The organism is Streptococcus cameli (genome assembly GCF_053207365.1).
Genome location: NZ_JBRUIM010000007.1, coordinates 1 through 18,276 on the forward strand (window position 1 = coordinate 1; position 18,276 = coordinate 18,276).

17 protein-coding genes are annotated in these 18,276 nt (G+C 40.3%); 2 read left to right on the top strand and 15 right to left on the bottom strand.

Features of this window, described 5'->3' with window-relative positions:
* Window positions 1–949: 949 nt before the first annotated feature.
* The 3 genes from hpf to ACVR1I_RS10125 all read right to left on the bottom strand — a co-directional run bounded on the left by hpf (window position 950) and on the right by ACVR1I_RS10125 (window position 3,519).
* Window positions 950–1,489, bottom strand: a complete 540-nt coding sequence (gene hpf / locus ACVR1I_RS10115) for a ribosome hibernation-promoting factor, HPF/YfiA family (RefSeq protein WP_447443907.1) — start codon at window positions 1,487–1,489, stop codon at window positions 950–952.
* Between the two features lie 76 nt (window positions 1,490–1,565).
* Window positions 1,566–2,237 (bottom strand): ComF family protein, encoded by a 672-nt coding sequence (locus ACVR1I_RS10120; protein WP_447443908.1) that lies wholly within the window; start codon window positions 2,235–2,237, stop codon window positions 1,566–1,568.
* Window positions 2,230–3,519: an ATP-dependent helicase ComFA gene (locus tag ACVR1I_RS10125; protein ID WP_447443971.1), complete on the bottom strand. Its 1,290-nt coding sequence runs from the start codon at window positions 3,517–3,519 to the stop codon at window positions 2,230–2,232. Before ACVR1I_RS10125 ends, ACVR1I_RS10120 begins: the two co-directional genes overlap by 8 nt.
* A gap of 57 nt (window positions 3,520–3,576) precedes the next feature.
* Between ACVR1I_RS10125 and ACVR1I_RS10130 the strand changes: the two genes are divergently transcribed.
* Entirely contained in the window at window positions 3,577–4,209 is a 633-nt protein-coding gene (locus tag ACVR1I_RS10130) for a YigZ family protein (RefSeq protein ID WP_447443909.1), read from the top strand.
* Window positions 4,210–4,298: 89 nt separating this feature from the next.
* Entirely contained in the window at window positions 4,299–5,222 is a 924-nt protein-coding gene (gene cysK / locus ACVR1I_RS10135; RefSeq protein ID WP_447443910.1) for a cysteine synthase A, read from the top strand.
* A gap of 21 nt (window positions 5,223–5,243) precedes the next feature.
* On the opposite strand, the gene ACVR1I_RS10140 is transcribed toward cysK, so the two are convergent.
* From ACVR1I_RS10140 to gmk, 12 genes are all read right to left on the bottom strand, one after another.
* On the bottom strand, window positions 5,244–5,612 hold the full coding sequence (locus ACVR1I_RS10140) for a S1 RNA-binding domain-containing protein (protein WP_447443911.1): 369 nt from the start codon (window positions 5,610–5,612) through the stop codon (window positions 5,244–5,246).
* A gap of 1 nt (window position 5,613) precedes the next feature.
* Window positions 5,614–7,014, bottom strand: a complete 1,401-nt coding sequence (locus tag ACVR1I_RS10145) for a Cof-type HAD-IIB family hydrolase (RefSeq protein ID WP_447443912.1) — start codon at window positions 7,012–7,014, stop codon at window positions 5,614–5,616.
* A 31-nt stretch (window positions 7,015–7,045) separates the two neighbouring features.
* A complete protein-coding gene (locus ACVR1I_RS10150) occupies window positions 7,046–7,687 on the bottom strand; it encodes a response regulator transcription factor (protein WP_447443913.1) in 642 nt (213 codons plus the stop codon).
* Window positions 7,659–8,675: a sensor histidine kinase gene (locus ACVR1I_RS10155; RefSeq protein ID WP_447443972.1), complete on the bottom strand. Its 1,017-nt coding sequence runs from the start codon at window positions 8,673–8,675 to the stop codon at window positions 7,659–7,661. The genes ACVR1I_RS10150 and ACVR1I_RS10155 overlap by 29 nt, the downstream gene beginning before the upstream one ends.
* A complete protein-coding gene (gene liaF, locus ACVR1I_RS10160) occupies window positions 8,675–9,370 on the bottom strand; it encodes a cell wall-active antibiotics response protein LiaF (RefSeq protein ID WP_447443914.1) in 696 nt (231 codons plus the stop codon). Before liaF ends, ACVR1I_RS10155 begins: the two co-directional genes overlap by 1 nt.
* Before the next feature lie 167 nt (window positions 9,371–9,537).
* Window positions 9,538–11,487, bottom strand: coding sequence for a Stk1 family PASTA domain-containing Ser/Thr kinase (gene pknB, locus ACVR1I_RS10165; RefSeq protein WP_447443915.1), 1,950 nt, complete (start codon window positions 11,485–11,487; stop codon window positions 9,538–9,540).
* Window positions 11,488–11,490: 3 nt separating this feature from the next.
* Entirely contained in the window at window positions 11,491–12,225 is a 735-nt protein-coding gene (locus ACVR1I_RS10170; RefSeq protein ID WP_447443916.1) for a Stp1/IreP family PP2C-type Ser/Thr phosphatase, read from the bottom strand.
* Window positions 12,226–12,263: 38 nt separating this feature from the next.
* On the bottom strand, window positions 12,264–13,577 hold the full coding sequence (rsmB, locus tag ACVR1I_RS10175; protein WP_447443917.1) for a 16S rRNA (cytosine(967)-C(5))-methyltransferase RsmB: 1,314 nt from the start codon (window positions 13,575–13,577) through the stop codon (window positions 12,264–12,266).
* Entirely contained in the window at window positions 13,570–14,502 is a 933-nt protein-coding gene (fmt, locus tag ACVR1I_RS10180) for a methionyl-tRNA formyltransferase (RefSeq protein ID WP_447443918.1), read from the bottom strand. The genes rsmB and fmt overlap by 8 nt, the downstream gene beginning before the upstream one ends.
* Before the next feature lie 109 nt (window positions 14,503–14,611).
* Window positions 14,612–16,993 (bottom strand): primosomal protein N', encoded by a 2,382-nt coding sequence (locus ACVR1I_RS10185; protein ID WP_447443919.1) that lies wholly within the window; start codon window positions 16,991–16,993, stop codon window positions 14,612–14,614.
* A gap of 84 nt (window positions 16,994–17,077) precedes the next feature.
* Window positions 17,078–17,392 carry a DNA-directed RNA polymerase subunit omega gene (rpoZ, locus tag ACVR1I_RS10190; protein ID WP_447443920.1) on the bottom strand — a complete coding sequence of 105 codons (315 nt, stop codon included), beginning with the start codon at window positions 17,390–17,392 and terminating at the stop codon, window positions 17,078–17,080.
* Window positions 17,393–17,417: 25 nt separating this feature from the next.
* On the bottom strand, window positions 17,418–18,044 hold the full coding sequence (gene gmk / locus ACVR1I_RS10195) for a guanylate kinase (protein ID WP_447443921.1): 627 nt from the start codon (window positions 18,042–18,044) through the stop codon (window positions 17,418–17,420).
* Window positions 18,045–18,276 lie beyond the last annotated feature (232 nt).

Genomic DNA, 18,276 nt, shown 5'->3' on the forward strand with positions numbered 1-18,276 from the left:
GTTTGTCCGGCTAAGCACTCTGGCTTATCCGTTTATTGTTTTTTTGTCATTGACGGACTTGTTAAACAAGTCCACCCTGCACGTTTGGTTCGTCTTCTTTAATTTTCAAAGGTCTTTCATGCCTCTTGCGAGACAACTATCTTAGTATACCACCTTCATTTATTCTTGTCAATAACTTTTGCTTATCTTTTTTAAACTTTTTTGAAAAGAATATTTAGTGTTTGGCATTTCATAAGAAAGCTTATCTAATATACCATGTTCGGGAATCTTTTGTCAACACTTTTTTTACTTTTTTTATCTGTCATATTTTTTCTCCTTTCTTTGTTTTGAAAAATCTAAAATACCTGATGGCTCTTATTACATTTTAATAGAACATTTTTGATATTTTATTAAATTAGATAAATTGATAGGTAAAAAGACAAACACCAAATGGATGTTTGTCTTTAAATTGAGAAAGCTAATTTTTAGCTTTCTTTTTTGTTTCCAATGGTTCTGATATTATGGCAGAAAATAATAATTGTGGTATGCTTTTTTGTTCAAGATTGAAAATGTAATGTGCTATAAGATGAAATATAATAACAAGTATCAACGAAGTTGTATATTTTATAAATATATTTTTAAGCCCAAGCATTAATTTGACGATTCCCTTCCCAAGCCTTTTGGCGCTGAAATGTAATAGCTTTTTGCATTATCATTTGTTTATGAGAAGTCAATTAGTAGTAAGAATTAAAGCGTTTCTCTATTATCTGAAAGAATTGTGCTTATTTAGATAGATACCCCCAAAATTTCTACCCCTTATTGTAAACTTTTACTAGTTAACCCATAAGGTCTGTAATGTATTGTACACTTGATAGATAAAAACTTTATCGTTTCCATAAAAAAACCCAAAAGTTCGTTTTGCTGATAAACTTTTGGGTAATATTTCTATTTTTGAAGTTTGTTAATCAGTTTATTTCACTTCTAACAGACCTAAATCACCATCTTCACGTTTGTATAAGACATTGGTTGTATTGTCTTTTGCATCTGTGTAGATAAAGAAGTCATGTCCCAATAAATCTAATTGAAGTTTTGCTTCTTCAATATCCATGGGTTTCAAATCTACTTGTTTTGTACGAACTACTTTCACTTCTTCTTCAACTTGTTCTACCAATTCTTCTGTAAAGATTTGACCAGTAGGAACTTTTTGTCTATTTTTCTTTTCAATCTTTGTTTTATTGCGGCGAATTTGGCGTTCGATTTTATCCACAACCAAGTCAATTGAGCCATACATATCTTGTGAAACATCTTCCGCACGAAGCGTGATGGATCCTAACGGAATGGTAACTTCTACTTTAGATGTCTTTTCACGGTATACTTTTAAATTGACTTTAGCAGTTAATTCTTGATCAGTGTTAAAATACTTTTCAATTTTTGCAACTTTTTCTTCTACATAGGAACGAAGAGCTTCTGTAACTTCGAGATTTTCTCCACGAATGTTAAATTTAATCATATAAGTACCTCTTTCTTGGCTTTCGCCTTTGTTCACTCTTATTATATCATTTTTTGATTTTTTTGCAAGCGTTTTCTTATCTAGCTAATGAAAAAGTTTTGACGAATTTCACACCGTTTTTCATTAAAATTGCCTTTGCCATGCGGATTGTAGCCCCCGTAGTATAAATATCATCTACCAATAAAATTTTTTCTGGTAAGTTTTTTTCTGATGGAGAAAGATAAAAACTTTGTTTTGTATTTAAACGTTCTTTTCTTGTTAAACTAGATTGTTTTTTTGTGTGTTCTTTGGACAAGAACGTTTCATATGGTACACCAGCTCCTTCTAACAATCCGATAACTTGATTAAAACCTCTTTCCTCATAGCGTGTTTGACTGATTGGAATAGGGACAACCACATACTCTTTGTAGGCTTGTAATGCCTCTTTTATTTTTTTAGAAAAAATCGTTCTTAATAAGTAGTCTCCTTGAAACTTATAGTGACTGAAATAATCCTCCATCTGTTCATCATAATGGTATAAAGCATGGTGATCAACAATTTCTCCCTTACTTTGCCAGTAGCTACAATCTTTACAAATTTTTTCTGTACTTCTTTTACAGCAACGCTGGCAACTGTTCTTGAAATCTATTTCTGTAAATTGCATTGTACAATGATTGCATATTGCCTGCTCTTGCTTTTGTAAAGAAAAAATCGCTGAAAATTGAATCTTCTTCACAATAATCTGATTACATAGTAGGCAATTATTCATAACCAGCCTCCTGATTCATCTTTTTAATTTCAGCAATTGCCTTTTCAATAGCTGAAGTACTGCCTTCAGAAAAAAATTGGACAATACCAGTCGGTCGCTCCATACTGCGACCAGCGCGGCCAGCAATCTGAATGAGGGAAGACGATGTATAGAGACGGTGTTCTGCTTGTAAGACCAGTACATCTACTCCTGGAAAAGTCACTCCTCTTTCTAAGATCGTAGTAGAAACCAAAATCGTGATTTCTTGAGCCCGAAATTTTTCAACAATCTCTAAACGATTTTCTGTTTGACTGGAAACAAAACCAATTTCTTCTTCGGGAAAATAATTTTGAAGGATGCTTGCTATCTTTACTCCTAATTCAATTTCAGGAGCAAAAATGAGCAGTGGCCAGTCTGTATTTCTTTGTAGCTTGATTTGTTTGTATATTATAGAAGGAAGTTGACCTTTTGCAATTTGTTTGTTAAATCTACCTACCCATATTTTCCGGGGAACCACTAAAGGATTTCCGTGAAATCGTCTGGGCAGACTTAACTTTTTTAACTCTCCTGACTTAATTTTTTTGTCTAGTGCATCTGTTGAAGTAGCCGTTAAATAGACTACCACACCTTCTTTTTTGCGACTATTTTGAGCAGCACAATAAAGCATCGGGTTATCAACATAGGGAAAGGCATCTACTTCATCAATAATCAATAAATCAAAGGCCTGATAAAATTTCAACAACTGATGAGTGGTTGCTACTACCAGAGGCGTACGAAAATATCCCTCTGACTCCCCGTGCAGTAAGGCCGCTGGACATATAAAATCCGTGGACAAGCGTTTGTGCAACTCAATGCAAACATCAATCCGTGGACTGGCAATACACACCGCCCCCCCTTCTGCTATAACTTTCGCTACAACAGCATACATCATCTCTGTCTTTCCAGCTCCTGTAACAGCATGCACCAGAGTAGACTGTTTTACATCAACAGCCTGGCATAACCCTTCTGAAACTTGCTTTTGCCACCTTGTTAATTGTCCTTGCCACTTCAGAACACTTTCTTTTGGAAAAGCAAGTTGTGGGAAATAATACAGTGATTCATCACTTCGTACACGTCCCAATAATATACACTCTCTACAATAATAGGCCCCATTTGGCAACTGATTTTCTGCTTGGTAGGGGCTGGCACATCTTAAGCAAGATTCCATATTATCTGATTCTACTAAAAGAGCAGCTGCTCTTTCTTCTTCACTTAATTGGTATTTGGTAAACCAACAACCTGCATAATCTTTATAATCTTTCATCATATTTTTATTCGGAATAGCCTTGCCTTTTCTAAAAAAAATCTGTACAATCAAGGTATGAAAGCATATCAAACAATCAAACAAGACGGACAATATGAGATTGAGATAAAAAAATCGCGTTTTATTTGTCATTTGAAACGAGTTGAAACAGAAGACGAGGCCAGAAACTTTATCCAATCCATCAAAAAAGAGCAGCACAAGGCCAATCACAATTGTTCGAGTTTTATCATAGGCGAAGAAGGAAATACCAAACGTTCCTCTGATGATGGAGAACCATCTGGAACAGCAGGCATCCCAATGCTAACGGTACTCGAAAACAAGGAACTGACCAATGTCGTAGCAGTTGTCACACGGTATTTTGGTGGTATCAAATTAGGATCCGGTGGTCTAATCCGTGCCTATACAGATGCGGTAGCTACTGCTATCAAAGAAATTGGATGTGTTATCATCAAGGAGCAAGTCGGCATACAGATTGAAATGACCTATCCGCAATACCAAAATTTTGCGAATTGGCGACTAAAGCATCAGCTGGAAGAATACGATTCAGTATTTTTAGAAACTGTTCAAACAACTATTTACACGGACAAAGAATCTGTTGACCCATTGTTGGCAGATTTGGAAGATTTTTATTATGGTAAAATCAGCTATTCGACATCCAATCCTCGTATTATTGAAATTTCCATTGATTAAAAAAACCTATCAATTGTATAGGTTTTTTATATTTTACAAAGAATAATAAGCAGAGTATACTGGTATCATTAGAAAAACGGAGGTACCTTATGGCTATTTATCAAAATATTACAGAATTGGTCGGAAAAACACCAATTGTTAAATTAAACAATATTGTTCCTGAGGGAGCTGCAGATGTCTATGTCAAATTAGAAGCCTTTAATCCAGGTTCATCTGTCAAGGACCGCATCGCGCTTGCTATGATTGAAGCTGCTGAAAAAGATGGTAGCTTAAAACCAGGAGATACCATCGTTGAGCCAACCAGTGGTAATACGGGTATTGGGCTTGCTTGGGTTGGTAGTGCAAAAGGTTACAAAGTGATCATCGTGATGCCAGAAACCATGTCTATCGAACGCCGTAAAATCATTCAAGCCTACGGTGCGGAATTAGTCTTGACACCAGGGGCAGAAGGCATGAAGGGTGCAATCGCCAAGGCAGAAGAGATTGCAAAAGAAAAGAGCGGATTTGTTCCGTTGCAGTTTAACAACCCTGCCAACCCTGCCATCCACGAAGCAACAACAGGTGTTGAAATCCTTGAAGCCTTTGGCGAAGATGGTTTGGATGCCTTTGTATCCGGTATTGGAACTGGCGGTACCATCTCTGGTGTTTCCCATGTTTTGAAAAAAGCTAATCCTGCTACAAAAATTTATGCTGTTGAAGCCGATGAGTCAGCAATCTTATCTGGAGAAAAACCTGGTCCACACAAAATCCAAGGAATTTCTGCTGGTTTTATCCCTGAAACATTGGATACAAAATCCTACGATAGCATTGTACGTGTTACCAGTGATAATGCTATTTTAACAGGACGTAGCATTGGAGCAAAAGAAGGTTTCTTAGTCGGAATTTCAGCTGGTGCAGCTATCTATGCTGCAATAGAAGTTGCAAAAGAATTGGGTGCTGGTAAAAAAGTTCTTGCTATCTTACCAGATAACGGAGAACGCTATCTTTCAACTGCCCTTTACGATTTTGAATAACCAAAAAAACTCAGAGTTAGATCAACTCTGAGTTTTTTGTTTGTCCAAATAATCTTTTGATTCTTGAATCCAAAGTGGCATTTGTTTGGCTAAACTTGCAAATCCAATCTTATGTTTTGCATTGGTAAACCGATGGCGACGTGGCAAAGACTGCTTCTCTTCTTCTAAGGTTCGCAAGGAAAGACTAGCTTTCCCTGTGTACTCATCCACATCAACAACCTGAACAAGAACCTCCTGGTCCACATGAAGCAACTCCCGAATATTGTTTACATAACCTGTTTTTATTTCAGAAATATGAATGAGACCTGTCGTATGATTTTCTAATTCTACAAAAGCACCATAGGGTTGAATGCCTGTTATGACCCCCTTTAGTTTGTCTCCGATTTTCATCTTAATCCTCAATCACAACAGTCTCAATAACAACATCTTCTACTGGTTTATCTTGCGCACCTGTTGCAACATTCGCAATGGCATCAAGCACTGTGTAAGACGCTTCATCAATCAACTGACCAAAAACGGTATGGCGCTGATCCAAATGTGGCGTTCCCCCAGTTTCTGCATAACGAGCTGCAATCGGAGCTGGCCAACCACCACGTTCCAATTCTTTTGGTGCATAAGGAAGATTGCTATTTTGAACAACAAAGAACTGGCTACCATTGGTATTTGGGCCTGCATTGGCCATGGACAGTGCACCACGAAGATTAAAGACTTCCATTGAAAATTCATCTTCAAAACGATCGCCATAAATTGAACTACCACCCATACCAGTTCCAGTTGGGTCGCCACCTTGAATCATAAAATCTTTGATAATACGGTGGAAAATCACACCGTCGTAATAGCCGTCTTTAGACAAAGCTACAAAATTCGCAACTGTTTTTGGTGCCTGTTCTGGGAAAAGCTGAATCTTCAACTCACCATGATTGGTTTTGATCGTTGCTTTTGGACCTTCAACTGATACCAAATCTAATTGTGGAAAGTGTAATTGTTTTTCTACCAAACCGAGTTCCTCCAAGGCATATAAGATGCCGTCTTCTTCTACTTTTTTTGTGATAAAGTCTGCTTTTTCTTGCAATTCGGGATCCGAAACACCCATTGCAACAGAAATACCTGCATAGTCGAATAGTTCTCTATCATTTGGACCATCACCAAACACCAAAACATTTTCTGGCTTGAGACCTAGAGATTCGACAATCTTTGCAACCCCTGTTGCTTTTGAACTATCTTTTAGAATAACATCTAAGGCCCTTTTTTCCCATCGAACAGCTTTCAAATTCTGAACCAAATGTTCTGGCAGCTCTAACTGAACGCCTTCTGGCTCAAAAGCCCAGATCTGATAGACATCATTTTCTTTGTGAAACTCAGGGAGCGTTTCAATATTTTCGTAAATAATGTCCATGGTTTCACTGATTTTCTCTGTCCGATAAGAAAGAGCTGGTTTTTGATTCCCCATTAGGCCGTAGTGGTAACCAACTTCATTAGACCAGTCTACATACTGTTCTACCAATTCTTTTGGAATAGGCTGATGGTACAGAACCTTCCCTTTTTTATCCAACACACAGCTGCCATTAATTGTTGCAAAATAATCTGGTTGTAAGGCCATGATTTCTGGCACAACTCCATAGATAGCACGACCAGAAGCAATGCCTGTTTGAATTCCTTTTTTTCGTAAAGAATCAAAGACATAGGAAAGAGAATCTGGCATAAATCCTGTGTCTTTTACACGTAAGGTGTCATCAATATCAAAGAAAACCAGTTTGATTTTTTTAGCCTTGTACTTTAATTTTGCGTCCATAAAACTCCTTTATCACTTTCTTATTATACCATTATTCCTCGTCTTGTGCTACCAAGCCATGTTGAAAGGCATAGACAACAGCTTGAGTTCGATCGCTAACCTGTAATTTCGACAAGATGTTGGACACATGAGTTTTCACTGTTTTTAGAGAAATAAAGGATTCATCTGCTATTCGTTGGTTGTCATACCCCTTGGCTAAAAGCGCCAGAATATCCCGCTCACGCGCTGTTAAATCATCGTGCAAATCAGGATTATTGCGGTGATTTTCAACCTTTTTTTCAACTTCTGTCTCAATCGCCAAATAGCCCTTGGAGACTTTTCGAATGGCGGACAAAATTTCTTCTGCGCTGGATGTCTTGAGCATATAGCCCTTGGCACCTGCTTCAATGACAGGATAAATTTTTTCATTGTCCAAATACGACGTTAGAATCACAATGTTTGCTTCCGGCCATTCTTTCAAAATGGCTAACGTTGCCTCCACTCCCGACAAACGTGGCATCACCAGATCCATGACAACGACATCTGGCTGAATGTCCAAGGCTTTTTCTAATCCTTCTTGTCCATCATTAGCTTCTGCTATAACTTCAATATCTTCTTGTAAATCCAAAAAACTTTTCAATCCTAGTCGGACCATCTCATGGTCATCAACCAGCATCACGCGAATCGGTTTCATCTTCTTTTCCTTTCAATATGGGAATGCGAATGTCAATGGCGACTCCCTTATTTGGTGCTGTCCTTAGTTTTATAGTACCTGCCATATCTTCGACCCGCTCTCGGATATTTTGCAAACCATAACTCAAATCTTGTTCCTCTTCCTGAACAAATCCAACACCGTCATCTGTCATTTTGAGCTGCACTTCGTATTCTGTCTGAATCAGATAGACATCTAGGCGCTTGGCATGCGCATGTCTAAGCGTATTGCTGATGATTTCTTGTGCAATTCGAAACAGGTGTTCCTCAACATACTTTGGCAATTGGTCAATATCATGTTGGAAATAAACCTCGATGGCACTTTTATCCCTCACCTCATTTAAAATCAATTCAAATCCTTCAATGAGGCTCTTACTCTCTAATTCGCTAGGACGTAAGTGCAACAACAAAATCCGTAAATCCCGTTGGGCTGTCTCCACCATCTGTTTGACAGTTTCTAGCTGCTTTTTCATATTTTCTTCTGAGATTGAACCAACACTTGCAGTTAGACCGGACAAAATCATACTAGAAGCAAAGAGTCCTTGGCTCACCGTATCATGTAGATCCCTTGCAATTCGTTTGCGTTCCCCCTCAACAATCTCTTCTTTTTTGACCAAATCCTGATTGTCAATCAGTTGAACTTGTCTTGTTAGCGTCATCACCTTTTCGGATAAATCCATGAGTAAGGAATCTTCTTTTGCTGAGGAGCGAATGCTCTTGTTTTGTAAAATCGAACGAAGTTGCTGTCTCAGTCCTTGAGTCGCGACAAGAATAGCTGTCTGTACCAGAACATATAGAAAAAAGGCAATTGAAAAAACCAGCAACAACAAGGTAAAAAGAAACTGTTCTGTATCGATCCACAAGGAAACGTCTAACAAGGAATGCTTTAACAAAGGAAGAATCGCGGCTAGAAAGACAAAAACGATAATCGTAGCATACCAGATAAAGAGTAGAAACGAACCTTTTTTCATCATACGCGGACCACCTCCACATCTCCAAAGAAGCAGTTCACAACGATTTTAACACGCTTGTGTGAATCCTTGTAGTGAGGACTGGCAATGGAGAATTGTTCATTTCTCAAATCCCAAGCAGACATCCCAAGAAAACGAACTTGTCCGTAGAGACTGGTAGCATGCAAGGAAACTTCTACATCAATCGGGACAATGATTTTTGTTTTCCCAAATGTTTTTCGAATCATGACAATATTGTCCCGTCCTACTAAGACTGTCTCATCCAAGTCGACAATGTCATTTCCAAACAAACGAATGAGATTGATGTCTTCAAAGCCATATTGATCTTGGGAATGGTTCTGATTACCAAACCATCTACTCTTTTCGCGTTTGGCTTCAACCGATTCTTGGTCTAATACAACATGGGTGTATTGATTTTGTTTTTCATAACGGGAGAAAAAGTTCACCATCATATAGACTGCCAACAAGAGCATCCCTAACATGAAGTAGGGATTTAGTACAAAAACAACCAAAAATAAGGTCGCTGCACTCACCAATAAAAAATCAATTTCTTTACTGCCTAGAAAATGACGAATTAAGAGCAAGACCACAGCAAATAATAAAATTCCTCTGGATCCTTCGTCAGCTAAAATATTGAAAACTGCTAGTACCATTAATAGCACTTCAATCAGGATAAAAAACTGTACTTTTCTCATACGATTTCCTTTCCTTACTATTGTATCAAATTTCTTGGCAATTGCCTCCGCCTCAAGTAGCAAAAAGTTACTTTGTCCCTAGAAAATTGAAATGATCTCTTTTATAAAAAAATCACTGGCAAGAAGAGAGGGGCTCATCTTCTTGTCAGTGATTCTTTGTTTAATTATTACTCCGAGCTGGATGTTGTACTGGTTGATGGAGTCGTTGTAGAACTGCTTGGGGTTGAGGCCACTGTCACGTAAAGTGTTACAGTACCGTCAATCTTGGTTCCAGCAGCAGGATATTGCGCAACAACCAAATCACCAATCTCAGATTGATAAGAGTGGTCTTCAATTTTCTCAATATTGGATACTGAGATTCCTAATGTTTGCAACTGTCTCCGCGCTTCAGCATAGGTAACTTTCAAGCTACCAAAATCTGGCATCACAATTCCAGCTCCTTTTGAAACAGTGATATTGATGACTGTTCCCTTGACTGCACTGCTTCCTGCAGCTGGGTCTGTCCCAATCACAACTCCTGCTTCTTTTTCGCTGTATTCCTCCGTAACATTTCCGATTACAAATCCTGCTTCTTTTAACAAGCGCTCCGCTTCTTCTATTTTCTTACCCGTCACATCTGGGATACCTTCTAATTTTGGTCCAGAAGAAACTGTAATCACGATTTTAGAGCCCTTGGCTTTTGAAGCATTGGCATTTGGATTGGTGGAAATAACCAGGCCTTTCTCAACGGAATCGCTATGCTCTTCCTTCACTTCCGAGACAAGGAAACCTTTTGCCTCTATTTCGGCTTTTGCTGTCTCTAAATCTTTTCCCTTAACATCTGGAACGAGTTCGACTTCTGCTACTGCAATCACAATATTGACTTGACTACCTTCTCTTCTTGAGGTATTTCCTGCTGGGTCTGTCCGTAATACGGTCCCTTCTTTTACTTCACTAGAAGCCTCTTCTGTCCGTTTTCCAACCTTTAAGCCTGCTGTCTCAATTTTTTCCACAGCTGCTTCATAAGTCATTCCCTTGACATCCGGAACTGTTACTGTTGCAGGAGTGTTGTACAACATGGCAACAAATGCAGCAGCCAATAATAAAATTGCACCAATCAGGACTTTGTATCGCGTCCGCATCCGTTTTTTAGCTGGTTTAGGAGCAGGTTTCGGGGACGATTGGACCACTTTGCCTGTTTCTTTTTTCTGAAGTGGCTTTTTCGTCTCAGAAGATGCTTGTGATAATTTAGGCAAGGTTTTTGTATCCACCTTATTATCGGTCAATTGCACCCGTCTCTCGCTTCGTCTATCTGGTGAAAGAGCAGAAGCCAAATCTGTATACATTTCCGCAACGGTTTTGTAACGATCGGTTAATTTTTTTGCAGTTGCTTTAAACACAACATTTTCCAATGCTTGTGGAACAGAGGCATTGCTTTCAATAACAGAAGGAAGGGGTTGTTGGAAATGCTGTAAGGCAATCGTAACAGCACTGTCTCCATCATAAGGAATTCGTCCTGTTAACATTTCAAAAAGAATAATTCCCATCGCATAGATGTCACTTTGAACAGTCGCTTTTGATCCACGAGCTTGTTCTGGTGATAGATAATGAACAGAGCCCAACATAGAATTGGTCTGGGTCAAACTCGTTTCTGCAAAGGCAACTGCAATTCCAAAGTCCGTCACTTTTGCCGTTCCGTCCTTAGTTAACAAAACATTTTGCGGTTTTAAATCACGGTGAACGATTCCTCTGGTATGGGCCATTCTCATCGCTAGTAGAATTTGTCCCATAATCCGAACTGCTTCGTGATTTGAAAGCGGAGCGTTTTCCTTGATATAGCGTTTTAAGTCCAATCCATCCACATACTCCATGGCCAGATATTGTTGGCCATCTTCTTCTCCAATATCTGAAATTCGAACAATATTTGGGTGATCCAAATCCGCCATTGCACGCGCTTCTCGTTGGAAACGTTGAACAGCAATTTGATCCGTTTGATAGTTGGTACGAAGAACCTTAACCGCGACATCTTCACCGTCTAAAATTAAATCTTTTGCCAGGTAAACATCTGCCATGCCACCGCGGCCAATTTGCCGAACAACACGGTAGCGTCCTGCAAAGATTTTCCCAATCTGAATCATAGGTTAACCCTCCTCTGGGAAATGAAGAATGGCAACAGTAATATTGTCTGTTCCGCCAGCATTGTTGGCAAAACGAATCAAACTTTCAGCCTTGCTTTGTAGCGGAACCTCACTTACAAGAATATCCCGAATATCTCCGACAGATACCATATTGGTTAAGCCATCGCTATTGATCAGTACATAGTCTCCTGGTTCAATCGTTTTAATGGCAATATCCGCCTCGACCGGGTCTAGTTGGCCAATTGATTGTGTAATGATATTTTTTTGTGGATGACGACTAGCTTCCTCTTCTGTTAACTGACCCGCACGTACAAGAGCTCCAACCAGAGAATGGTCACTCGTCAATTGACTATATTCCCCATCGCGAACAATTCCGATACGAGAATCCCCAATGTGAGCATAAATCATTTGTTGGTCAATGACGACAACCGCTTCTAATGTTGTTCCCATTCCCTTGTACTCATCCGTTTGTCCGAGTTCATAAATCTTTTTATTTTCTTTTTCAAGCATCTCAACAAACCATTCTCTAACATCATTTAGAGTATGCAATTGTTGATCAACCCAGCTGGCTCCTAAATCCGTTGCGGTCATCTCACTGGCAATATGACCAGCTCTATGCCCACCCATACCATCAGCCAGAACAATCAAATCAATGCCTGCACGATTGGTATAGCGATTTACATAATCTTGGTTATTGGAACGTTTTTGTCCCACATCTGTTAATAGTGCAATTTCCATATTGTTTCTCGCTGATAAATCAGCTTCCTCCTCTAAATCTAGGATAATCTTCTTACTTGAGCAATGAAAAAACCATCTGTTTGATATTGCTCGGGTGTGATAACAAGACAACCATCATGAACGATATCAGTATTTTCATGCTCCAAAGAAACCTGTTCGAAATCAGGGTGTTTTTCCAAGAATTGCCGGATAACTTCTTGGTTTTCCTGACCGACAATCGTACAGGTACTATAAGTTATTATACCACCTTTTTTGATGGTTTGGCAAACACTGTCCAGTATCTGTAATTGGACTGCTTGTAAGCTGTTAAAATCAGCTATTTCCTTATTGTATTTGATGTCTGGTTTGCGTCGAATCAAGCCAATACCAGAGCAGGGAGCATCGACTAGTATCTTGTCAAAAGTATCCTTTTCAAAGGCCTGATGAACCAGGCGGGCGTCCAATTTTTGAGGAATCACCTTATCTGCTACACCTAGACGCTCAGCATTCTCCCGAATCAAAGTTAGTTTGTGGTCATAAAGATCTAGGGCTATGACTTTCCCATCTGTCAGATAAGAGGCTATATGACCCGTCTTCCCGCCAGGAGCTGCACAAGCATCTAAGACGACTTCATCTCCTTGCAACTGCAGAGTCGGCGCTACCAGCTGGCTTGTCTCGTCTTGAATGGTTATTTGACCTTTTGCAAAAGCCGTTGTTCCTGCAAAATGCCCACTGGATTTGACCAAGCCAACTGGAGATAGGCTGGACGGCTCTGCCTCCAATTCTGTTGAAAGACGGGTAAAGTCAGACGGATCTACCACCCGAACACTCGCCTTGTTGCGAACAAATAAACTTTCTAAAATCGCCTCAGCTCGCTTTTCCCCATATTCTTCCACTAGGGTTTTGACCAACCAAACAGGCGTCGAATACTGAATGGAGAGACGTTTGTTGATACGCTTGATACTTCCTATATCTGGAAGCTCTTTGGACAAAAAGGAGCGTAGGATCGCATTAACAAATTTATCTGTCCCTCTTCCTCTTTTTGCAAGATTAACCGCCTCGTTGACCACTGCATGAGGGGGGATTTTATCCAGATACACCATTTGATAAAGGCTCATCATCAAGAGGTAATAAACCCACGAATCTAACTTGTTACGATCTGGGATTTCATGAGACAGATACCATTCCAAGGTCATTTTTCGAGCAACAGTCCCATAGACCAACTCTGTCACCAAACCCTTATCTGCTTCGGATAATTGCGCCGTTTGGAGAGCCTTCTTCAAGGCAATATTGGAATAGGCCTTTTCTTCAAAGACTTCTATCAACACCTTTAAAGCAAGCCCTCGTGCTGACTCTCTTAATTTTTTAGTCAAAGAAATCTCCTTCTTTTAATTCGCGACCCGCGCCATTTAAGAAATCTGCAATCGCCATCTTTGGTTTTCCAAAAGGTTGGACAAGCTGCAAAACAACCGCTCCCTGTCCTGTTCCAACAACCAATTCTTTCTTTGTCTTACGAATGATTTGACCCGGTGAGCCAGTTTCATCTGATAGGCTGGCCTCGTAAATTTTGAAGCGTTGGCCATTCCAAAGAGCATGCGCCACCGGCCAGGGATTCATACCACGAACATGGTTGAAAATTTCGCGAGCCGATTTGGTCCAATCCAAGCGCTCCTCTTCTGGCAAAATATTGGGAGAAAAAGTCACTTGATGGGGATCTTGTTTTTCTGGGAGGATTTTTTTTGATAGGTAGGCTGGTAGGGTTTGAATCAGGAGATCTCGGCCGACAACCGCTAATTTCTCAAAGAGTGTTCCTACATTGTCCGTATCTAGAATCGGAATACTGGCTTTGGAAATCATATCACCAGCATCCATCTCCTTGACCATTTCCATAATAGTCACACCCACTTCTTCATCACCATTGATTAGGGCATAGTGAATCGGAGCACCACCACGGTATTTCGGCAAGAGAGAGGCATGGACATTGACAGCAAAATCCATACTGTCCAGCAAACGACTAGGCAAAAATTGACCAAAGGCCGCAGTCACTATCCCGTCTGCTCCCAAGGCCAAGAGTTCTTCTAACTCCTGACTCCCTGATAATTTTTCTGGTTGGTAAACAGGCAATTGGTATTCCAAAGCCAACTCTTTAACAGGCGTCATTTGAATCTGGCGTTTGCGTCCTACTGCTCGGTCAGGTTGGGTTACTACCGCCATAATTTGGTAGCTTTTTTCTTCTAACAATCCTTTTAATACAGTCGCAGAGAATTGGGGTGTTCCCATAAAAATAATCTTTGTCATTCTCTTCTCCCTTCTCTTCATATCTTCTTATTATACCATGTTTACTCGTTTTTTCCTTAAAGATGCCTTTTGTCCCCACATGAAAAAGGCTGGGCGAAGTACCAGCCTATTAAGATATATTTTGTGGTTCATGGTCAATCACCAAGCGCAAGTCTTTGTTGTCTTTTTCCTGGGACCAATCCAGAATGGCGTTTAATACCCCTTCAAGCCCCTCTTCCTTACGGTACTTGAGAATAATCTGGTAATGGTAAAGGTTATGCGTTCGGGCAATTGACTTGGGAGTCGGTCCGAGAATCTGAATCTTGTCAGATAAGTGTTGCCTTAAAAAACCAACTGTTTCATAGGCTTTTTTAACGACAATTTCTTCTGAAAAATGCGAGAAACTCAGCCCAACTGTAAAAGTATAGGGAGGATAGGCCAAATTTCGACGCAACTGCATCTCATAATTGTAAAAGCCTTCATAGTCCTGTTCCTTGGAAAATTGAATCGCATAATGATCTGGATTGTAGGTCTGAATCAAGACCTCACCTTCTTTGTGGGCCCGTCCAGCTCTACCAGCTACTTGTGTCAGAAGTTGGAAGGTCCGCTCAGAAGAACGAAAATCTGGAAGATTTAATGCTGTATCTGCATTTAAGACCCCTACCAAGGTCACATTAGGAAAATCCAATCCCTTGGCAATCATTTGCGTGCCCAATAAAATATCAGCCTCTCCATCTCCAAAGGATTGCAATAGTTTTTCATGTGCTCCTTTTTTTCGAGTTGTATCAACATCCATCCGTAAGATTCGAGCCTGAGGAAATAGCTCTTGTAATTCCTCATAGGCTTTTTGCGTCCCCGTTCCATAGTACCGAATCGCACTGCTATCACAAGAGGGACATGTTCGAGGAATCCCTTTTTGAAAACCGCAATAATGGCAATGCATCGAACGCGTATCCATATGAAGGGTCAGTGAAATATCACAATTGGGGCACTGGTCTACCGCACCACAATCCCGGCACATCACAAAGGAGGAATAGCCACGGCGATTTAAGAGCAGCACAACCTGTTCTTTTCGCTCTAGTTTTTCACGAATTTTTTCGACCAACCGTGGTGTATAGTTACCAACTTCTTGCTGACCAATGAAATCTCTGAAATCGACTATCTCAATAGTTGGTAAGGTCGCTTCTGGGTTGGCTCGCTGTTGCAAGGCCAATAAACGATAAAGACCACGGCTGGCCCTTGCCCGACTTTCCAAACTAGGTGTCGCAGACCCCAAAACCAAGCTGGCTTTGTGGTAACTAGCTCGTAATTTTGCAACTTCTCTTGCATGGTAACGGGGATTGCTCTCCTGCTTGTAGGTTGCCTCGTGTTCTTCGTCAATGATAATAACTCCGATGTTTTCAAGGGGAGCAAAAATAGCCGATCGGGCTCCGACAACAACTTTTGCCTGGCCGTTCCTGATTTTTCGCCACTCATCGTATTTTTCACCATCCGATAAAGCCGAATGTAAAATCGCCACCTGTCCTCCAAAGCGCGAGACAAATCTTCGGGTCATCTGAGGAGTCAACGAAATTTCTGGCACCAGCATAATAGCAGTTTTTTCCTTAGCCAACACTTCTTCGATCACTTGAAGATAGACTTCCGTTTTTCCGCTCCCTGTCACTCCTTGTAGTAAAAAAGTCTGACTTTCCTCACCAATAGTAGAGAGAATCTCCCGACGGGCAATCGCTTGTTCTGGATTCAAGATCAGAGCCTGACTGGATTTTACTCCCTCAAAGAAGCCTTGCAGGCGACTGACTTCTTTTTCATAAATGTCCATCCAACCATTTTCTACAAAATAGGCAATGACTTGTGAAGAAAAACCGCGCTTTTTCAACTCATTTAAGCGCTTCTCGCCAACTTCCTCAAGCAATACCTCTTGCAATTCAAGCTTCTTTTTGGACCGATTTGAAATGGTCGCCTCAGCCAATGCCTTATGACAAACTCTATACCACTTCTCCATCTTGACTTGTTTTTTATCTTTGGCAAGATAAGTCACCTCAACCAAGCCTCTTTGAGCCAAACGCATGACTTCTTTTTGTTGCTCCAAATCCAAGTTCGAAAACGAGAGCTGTCCCGAGGAGGAAAAAAGTGCATCTATCTGTCCTAACGACTGAGAGCCAATCTTTTTAACGATTTTATCATAGGTAGAGTGCAGTAAATTCGGCAACATGGCCTTTAAAATGGTAATTTTGTAAGAAAAAACAGTCTTCCGAATCTGATCCGCTAGCCAGAGTTGCTCTGTTGTAAAGACAGGATGTACGTCCAATACTTCAACAATCTCCTTTAGGTCTTTACTTTCTTGCTCTGTAACACCCAGAACAATTCCTTGGATCAGGCGATTTCCCTGACCAAAGGGAACATGAACACGACTCCCAACTGCTACTAAATGTGCCAAATCGTCTGGCACCTTATAACTAAAGGGCTTGTCTGTTTGAAACAGAGGTAAATCCACCATGACCTGTGCTTGCATCTTCTCTCCTTTCTAGCTGATCTTGTCTAAGCTGAATCTGAAAAACAAACCCAGTTGGTTGCCCAACTGAGTTTGATACACGGTTTAGATTTTTTCGCCTTCTTCTTTTTCTTTAGCGATTTGCTCTTTAATCTTGCGTTCTTCTTCTTCCTGACGAAGACGCTCTTCTTCTATACGGCGGCGAACAGCTTCACGTTTAGCTTCTGGATCTGGATGAATCACAACATTGCCTGCTTCAATTTCTTCCAAGGCACGCAAGGTCGATTTAACAGACGTAAATTCCTGTGTTGGTTTTGCGCCAGCTTCTAGTTCGTGGGCACGCTTAGCCTCTAAAATAACCAAGGAATACTTTGATGGTACTTTGTCCAACAAGGTATCAATTGACGGTTTTAACATCATCTTTTTTTACCTATTTTCTCTCTATTTAACGAACAATGACTTGTTCTTTCATCATTTCATCGTAGCGACCAATCACACGGTCCACACGAAAATGCTCTGCCTCAATAATGCGTTTCACACGCTCAGCAGCCAGTGGCACCTCATCGTTCACAACAGCATAATCGTATTCACGCATGAGGGCAATTTCTTCTCTTGCTCGCTCAATCCGCTGTGAAATGACTTCCGCGCTGTCTGTTCCACGACCTACTAAACGGTCCTGCAACTCTTCCAAATCAGGTGGCGTTAAGAAAATGAAGACCCCATCTGGCACTTTCTGCTTCACTTGCAAAGCACCTTGAACTTCAATCTCCAGAAAAACATCCACGCCTCGGTCCAATGTTTCGTTCACATAGGTCAAGGGAGTCCCATAATAGTTGCCGACATATTCAGCATATTCCAACATTTGCCCTTGACGAATCAAGTCCTCAAACTCTTCCCGAGAACGGAAGAAATAATCAACACCATCTACTTCACCTGGACGTTGAGGACGAGTTGTCATCGACACAGAATATTCAAATTTATTGTCAGAGCTTTCAAAAATTTCTTTACGAACTGTTCCTTTTCCAACACCTGATGGGCCAGAAAAGACAATCAGCAATCCACGTTCCGTCATGACCTCTCCTTCTCAATCTTTCTCTTTAGTGTATCAGAAATACCAATAGATTTCAAGCTTATTGACACGGCTTTTTGAATTTTTGAAAAGAGACGTTTGTAAGAAACTATCTTTTGAACGACACCTCATTCGTCTCTGTCACATAACCTTCTTTAAACCGACTGGAACAATTTGTATATTAATTTCTACTATTTTCTTTTATAAATCATATAAAATAAAAAGTTAGGTTTCA

Excerpts from the sequence above, each read along its gene's own strand:
- liaF (WP_447443914.1), bottom strand. The coding sequence starts at position 9,370 with ATGAGAAAAGTACAGTTTTTTATCCTGATTGAAGTGCTATTAATGGTA.
- ACVR1I_RS10140 (WP_447443911.1), bottom strand. The coding sequence starts at position 5,612 with ATGAAAATCGGAGACAAACTAAAGGGGGTCATAACAGGCATTCAACCC.
- ACVR1I_RS10155 (WP_447443972.1), bottom strand. The coding sequence starts at position 8,675 with ATGAAAAAAGGTTCGTTTCTACTCTTTATCTGGTATGCTACGATTATC.
- ACVR1I_RS10185 (WP_447443919.1), bottom strand. The coding sequence starts at position 16,993 with ATGCAAGCACAGGTCATGGTGGATTTACCTCTGTTTCAAACAGACAAG.
- gmk (WP_447443921.1), bottom strand. The coding sequence starts at position 18,044 with ATGACGGAACGTGGATTGCTGATTGTCTTTTCTGGCCCATCAGGTGTT.
- ACVR1I_RS10125 (WP_447443971.1), bottom strand. The coding sequence starts at position 3,519 with ATGAAAGATTATAAAGATTATGCAGGTTGTTGGTTTACCAAATACCAA.
- ACVR1I_RS10150 (WP_447443913.1), bottom strand. The coding sequence starts at position 7,687 with ATGAAACCGATTCGCGTGATGCTGGTTGATGACCATGAGATGGTCCGA.
- ACVR1I_RS10170 (WP_447443916.1), bottom strand. The coding sequence starts at position 12,225 with ATGGAAATTGCACTATTAACAGATGTGGGACAAAAACGTTCCAATAAC.
- cysK (WP_447443910.1), top strand. The coding sequence starts at position 4,299 with ATGGCTATTTATCAAAATATTACAGAATTGGTCGGAAAAACACCAATT.
- ACVR1I_RS10145 (WP_447443912.1), bottom strand. The coding sequence starts at position 7,014 with ATGGACGCAAAATTAAAGTACAAGGCTAAAAAAATCAAACTGGTTTTC.
- fmt (WP_447443918.1), bottom strand. The coding sequence starts at position 14,502 with ATGACAAAGATTATTTTTATGGGAACACCCCAATTCTCTGCGACTGTA.
- rpoZ (WP_447443920.1), bottom strand. The coding sequence starts at position 17,392 with ATGATGTTAAAACCGTCAATTGATACCTTGTTGGACAAAGTACCATCA.
- pknB (WP_447443915.1), bottom strand. The coding sequence starts at position 11,487 with ATGATTCAGATTGGGAAAATCTTTGCAGGACGCTACCGTGTTGTTCGG.
- hpf (WP_447443907.1), bottom strand. The coding sequence starts at position 1,489 with ATGATTAAATTTAACATTCGTGGAGAAAATCTCGAAGTTACAGAAGCT.
- ACVR1I_RS10120 (WP_447443908.1), bottom strand. The coding sequence starts at position 2,237 with ATGAATAATTGCCTACTATGTAATCAGATTATTGTGAAGAAGATTCAA.
- ACVR1I_RS10130 (WP_447443909.1), top strand. The coding sequence starts at position 3,577 with ATGAAAGCATATCAAACAATCAAACAAGACGGACAATATGAGATTGAG.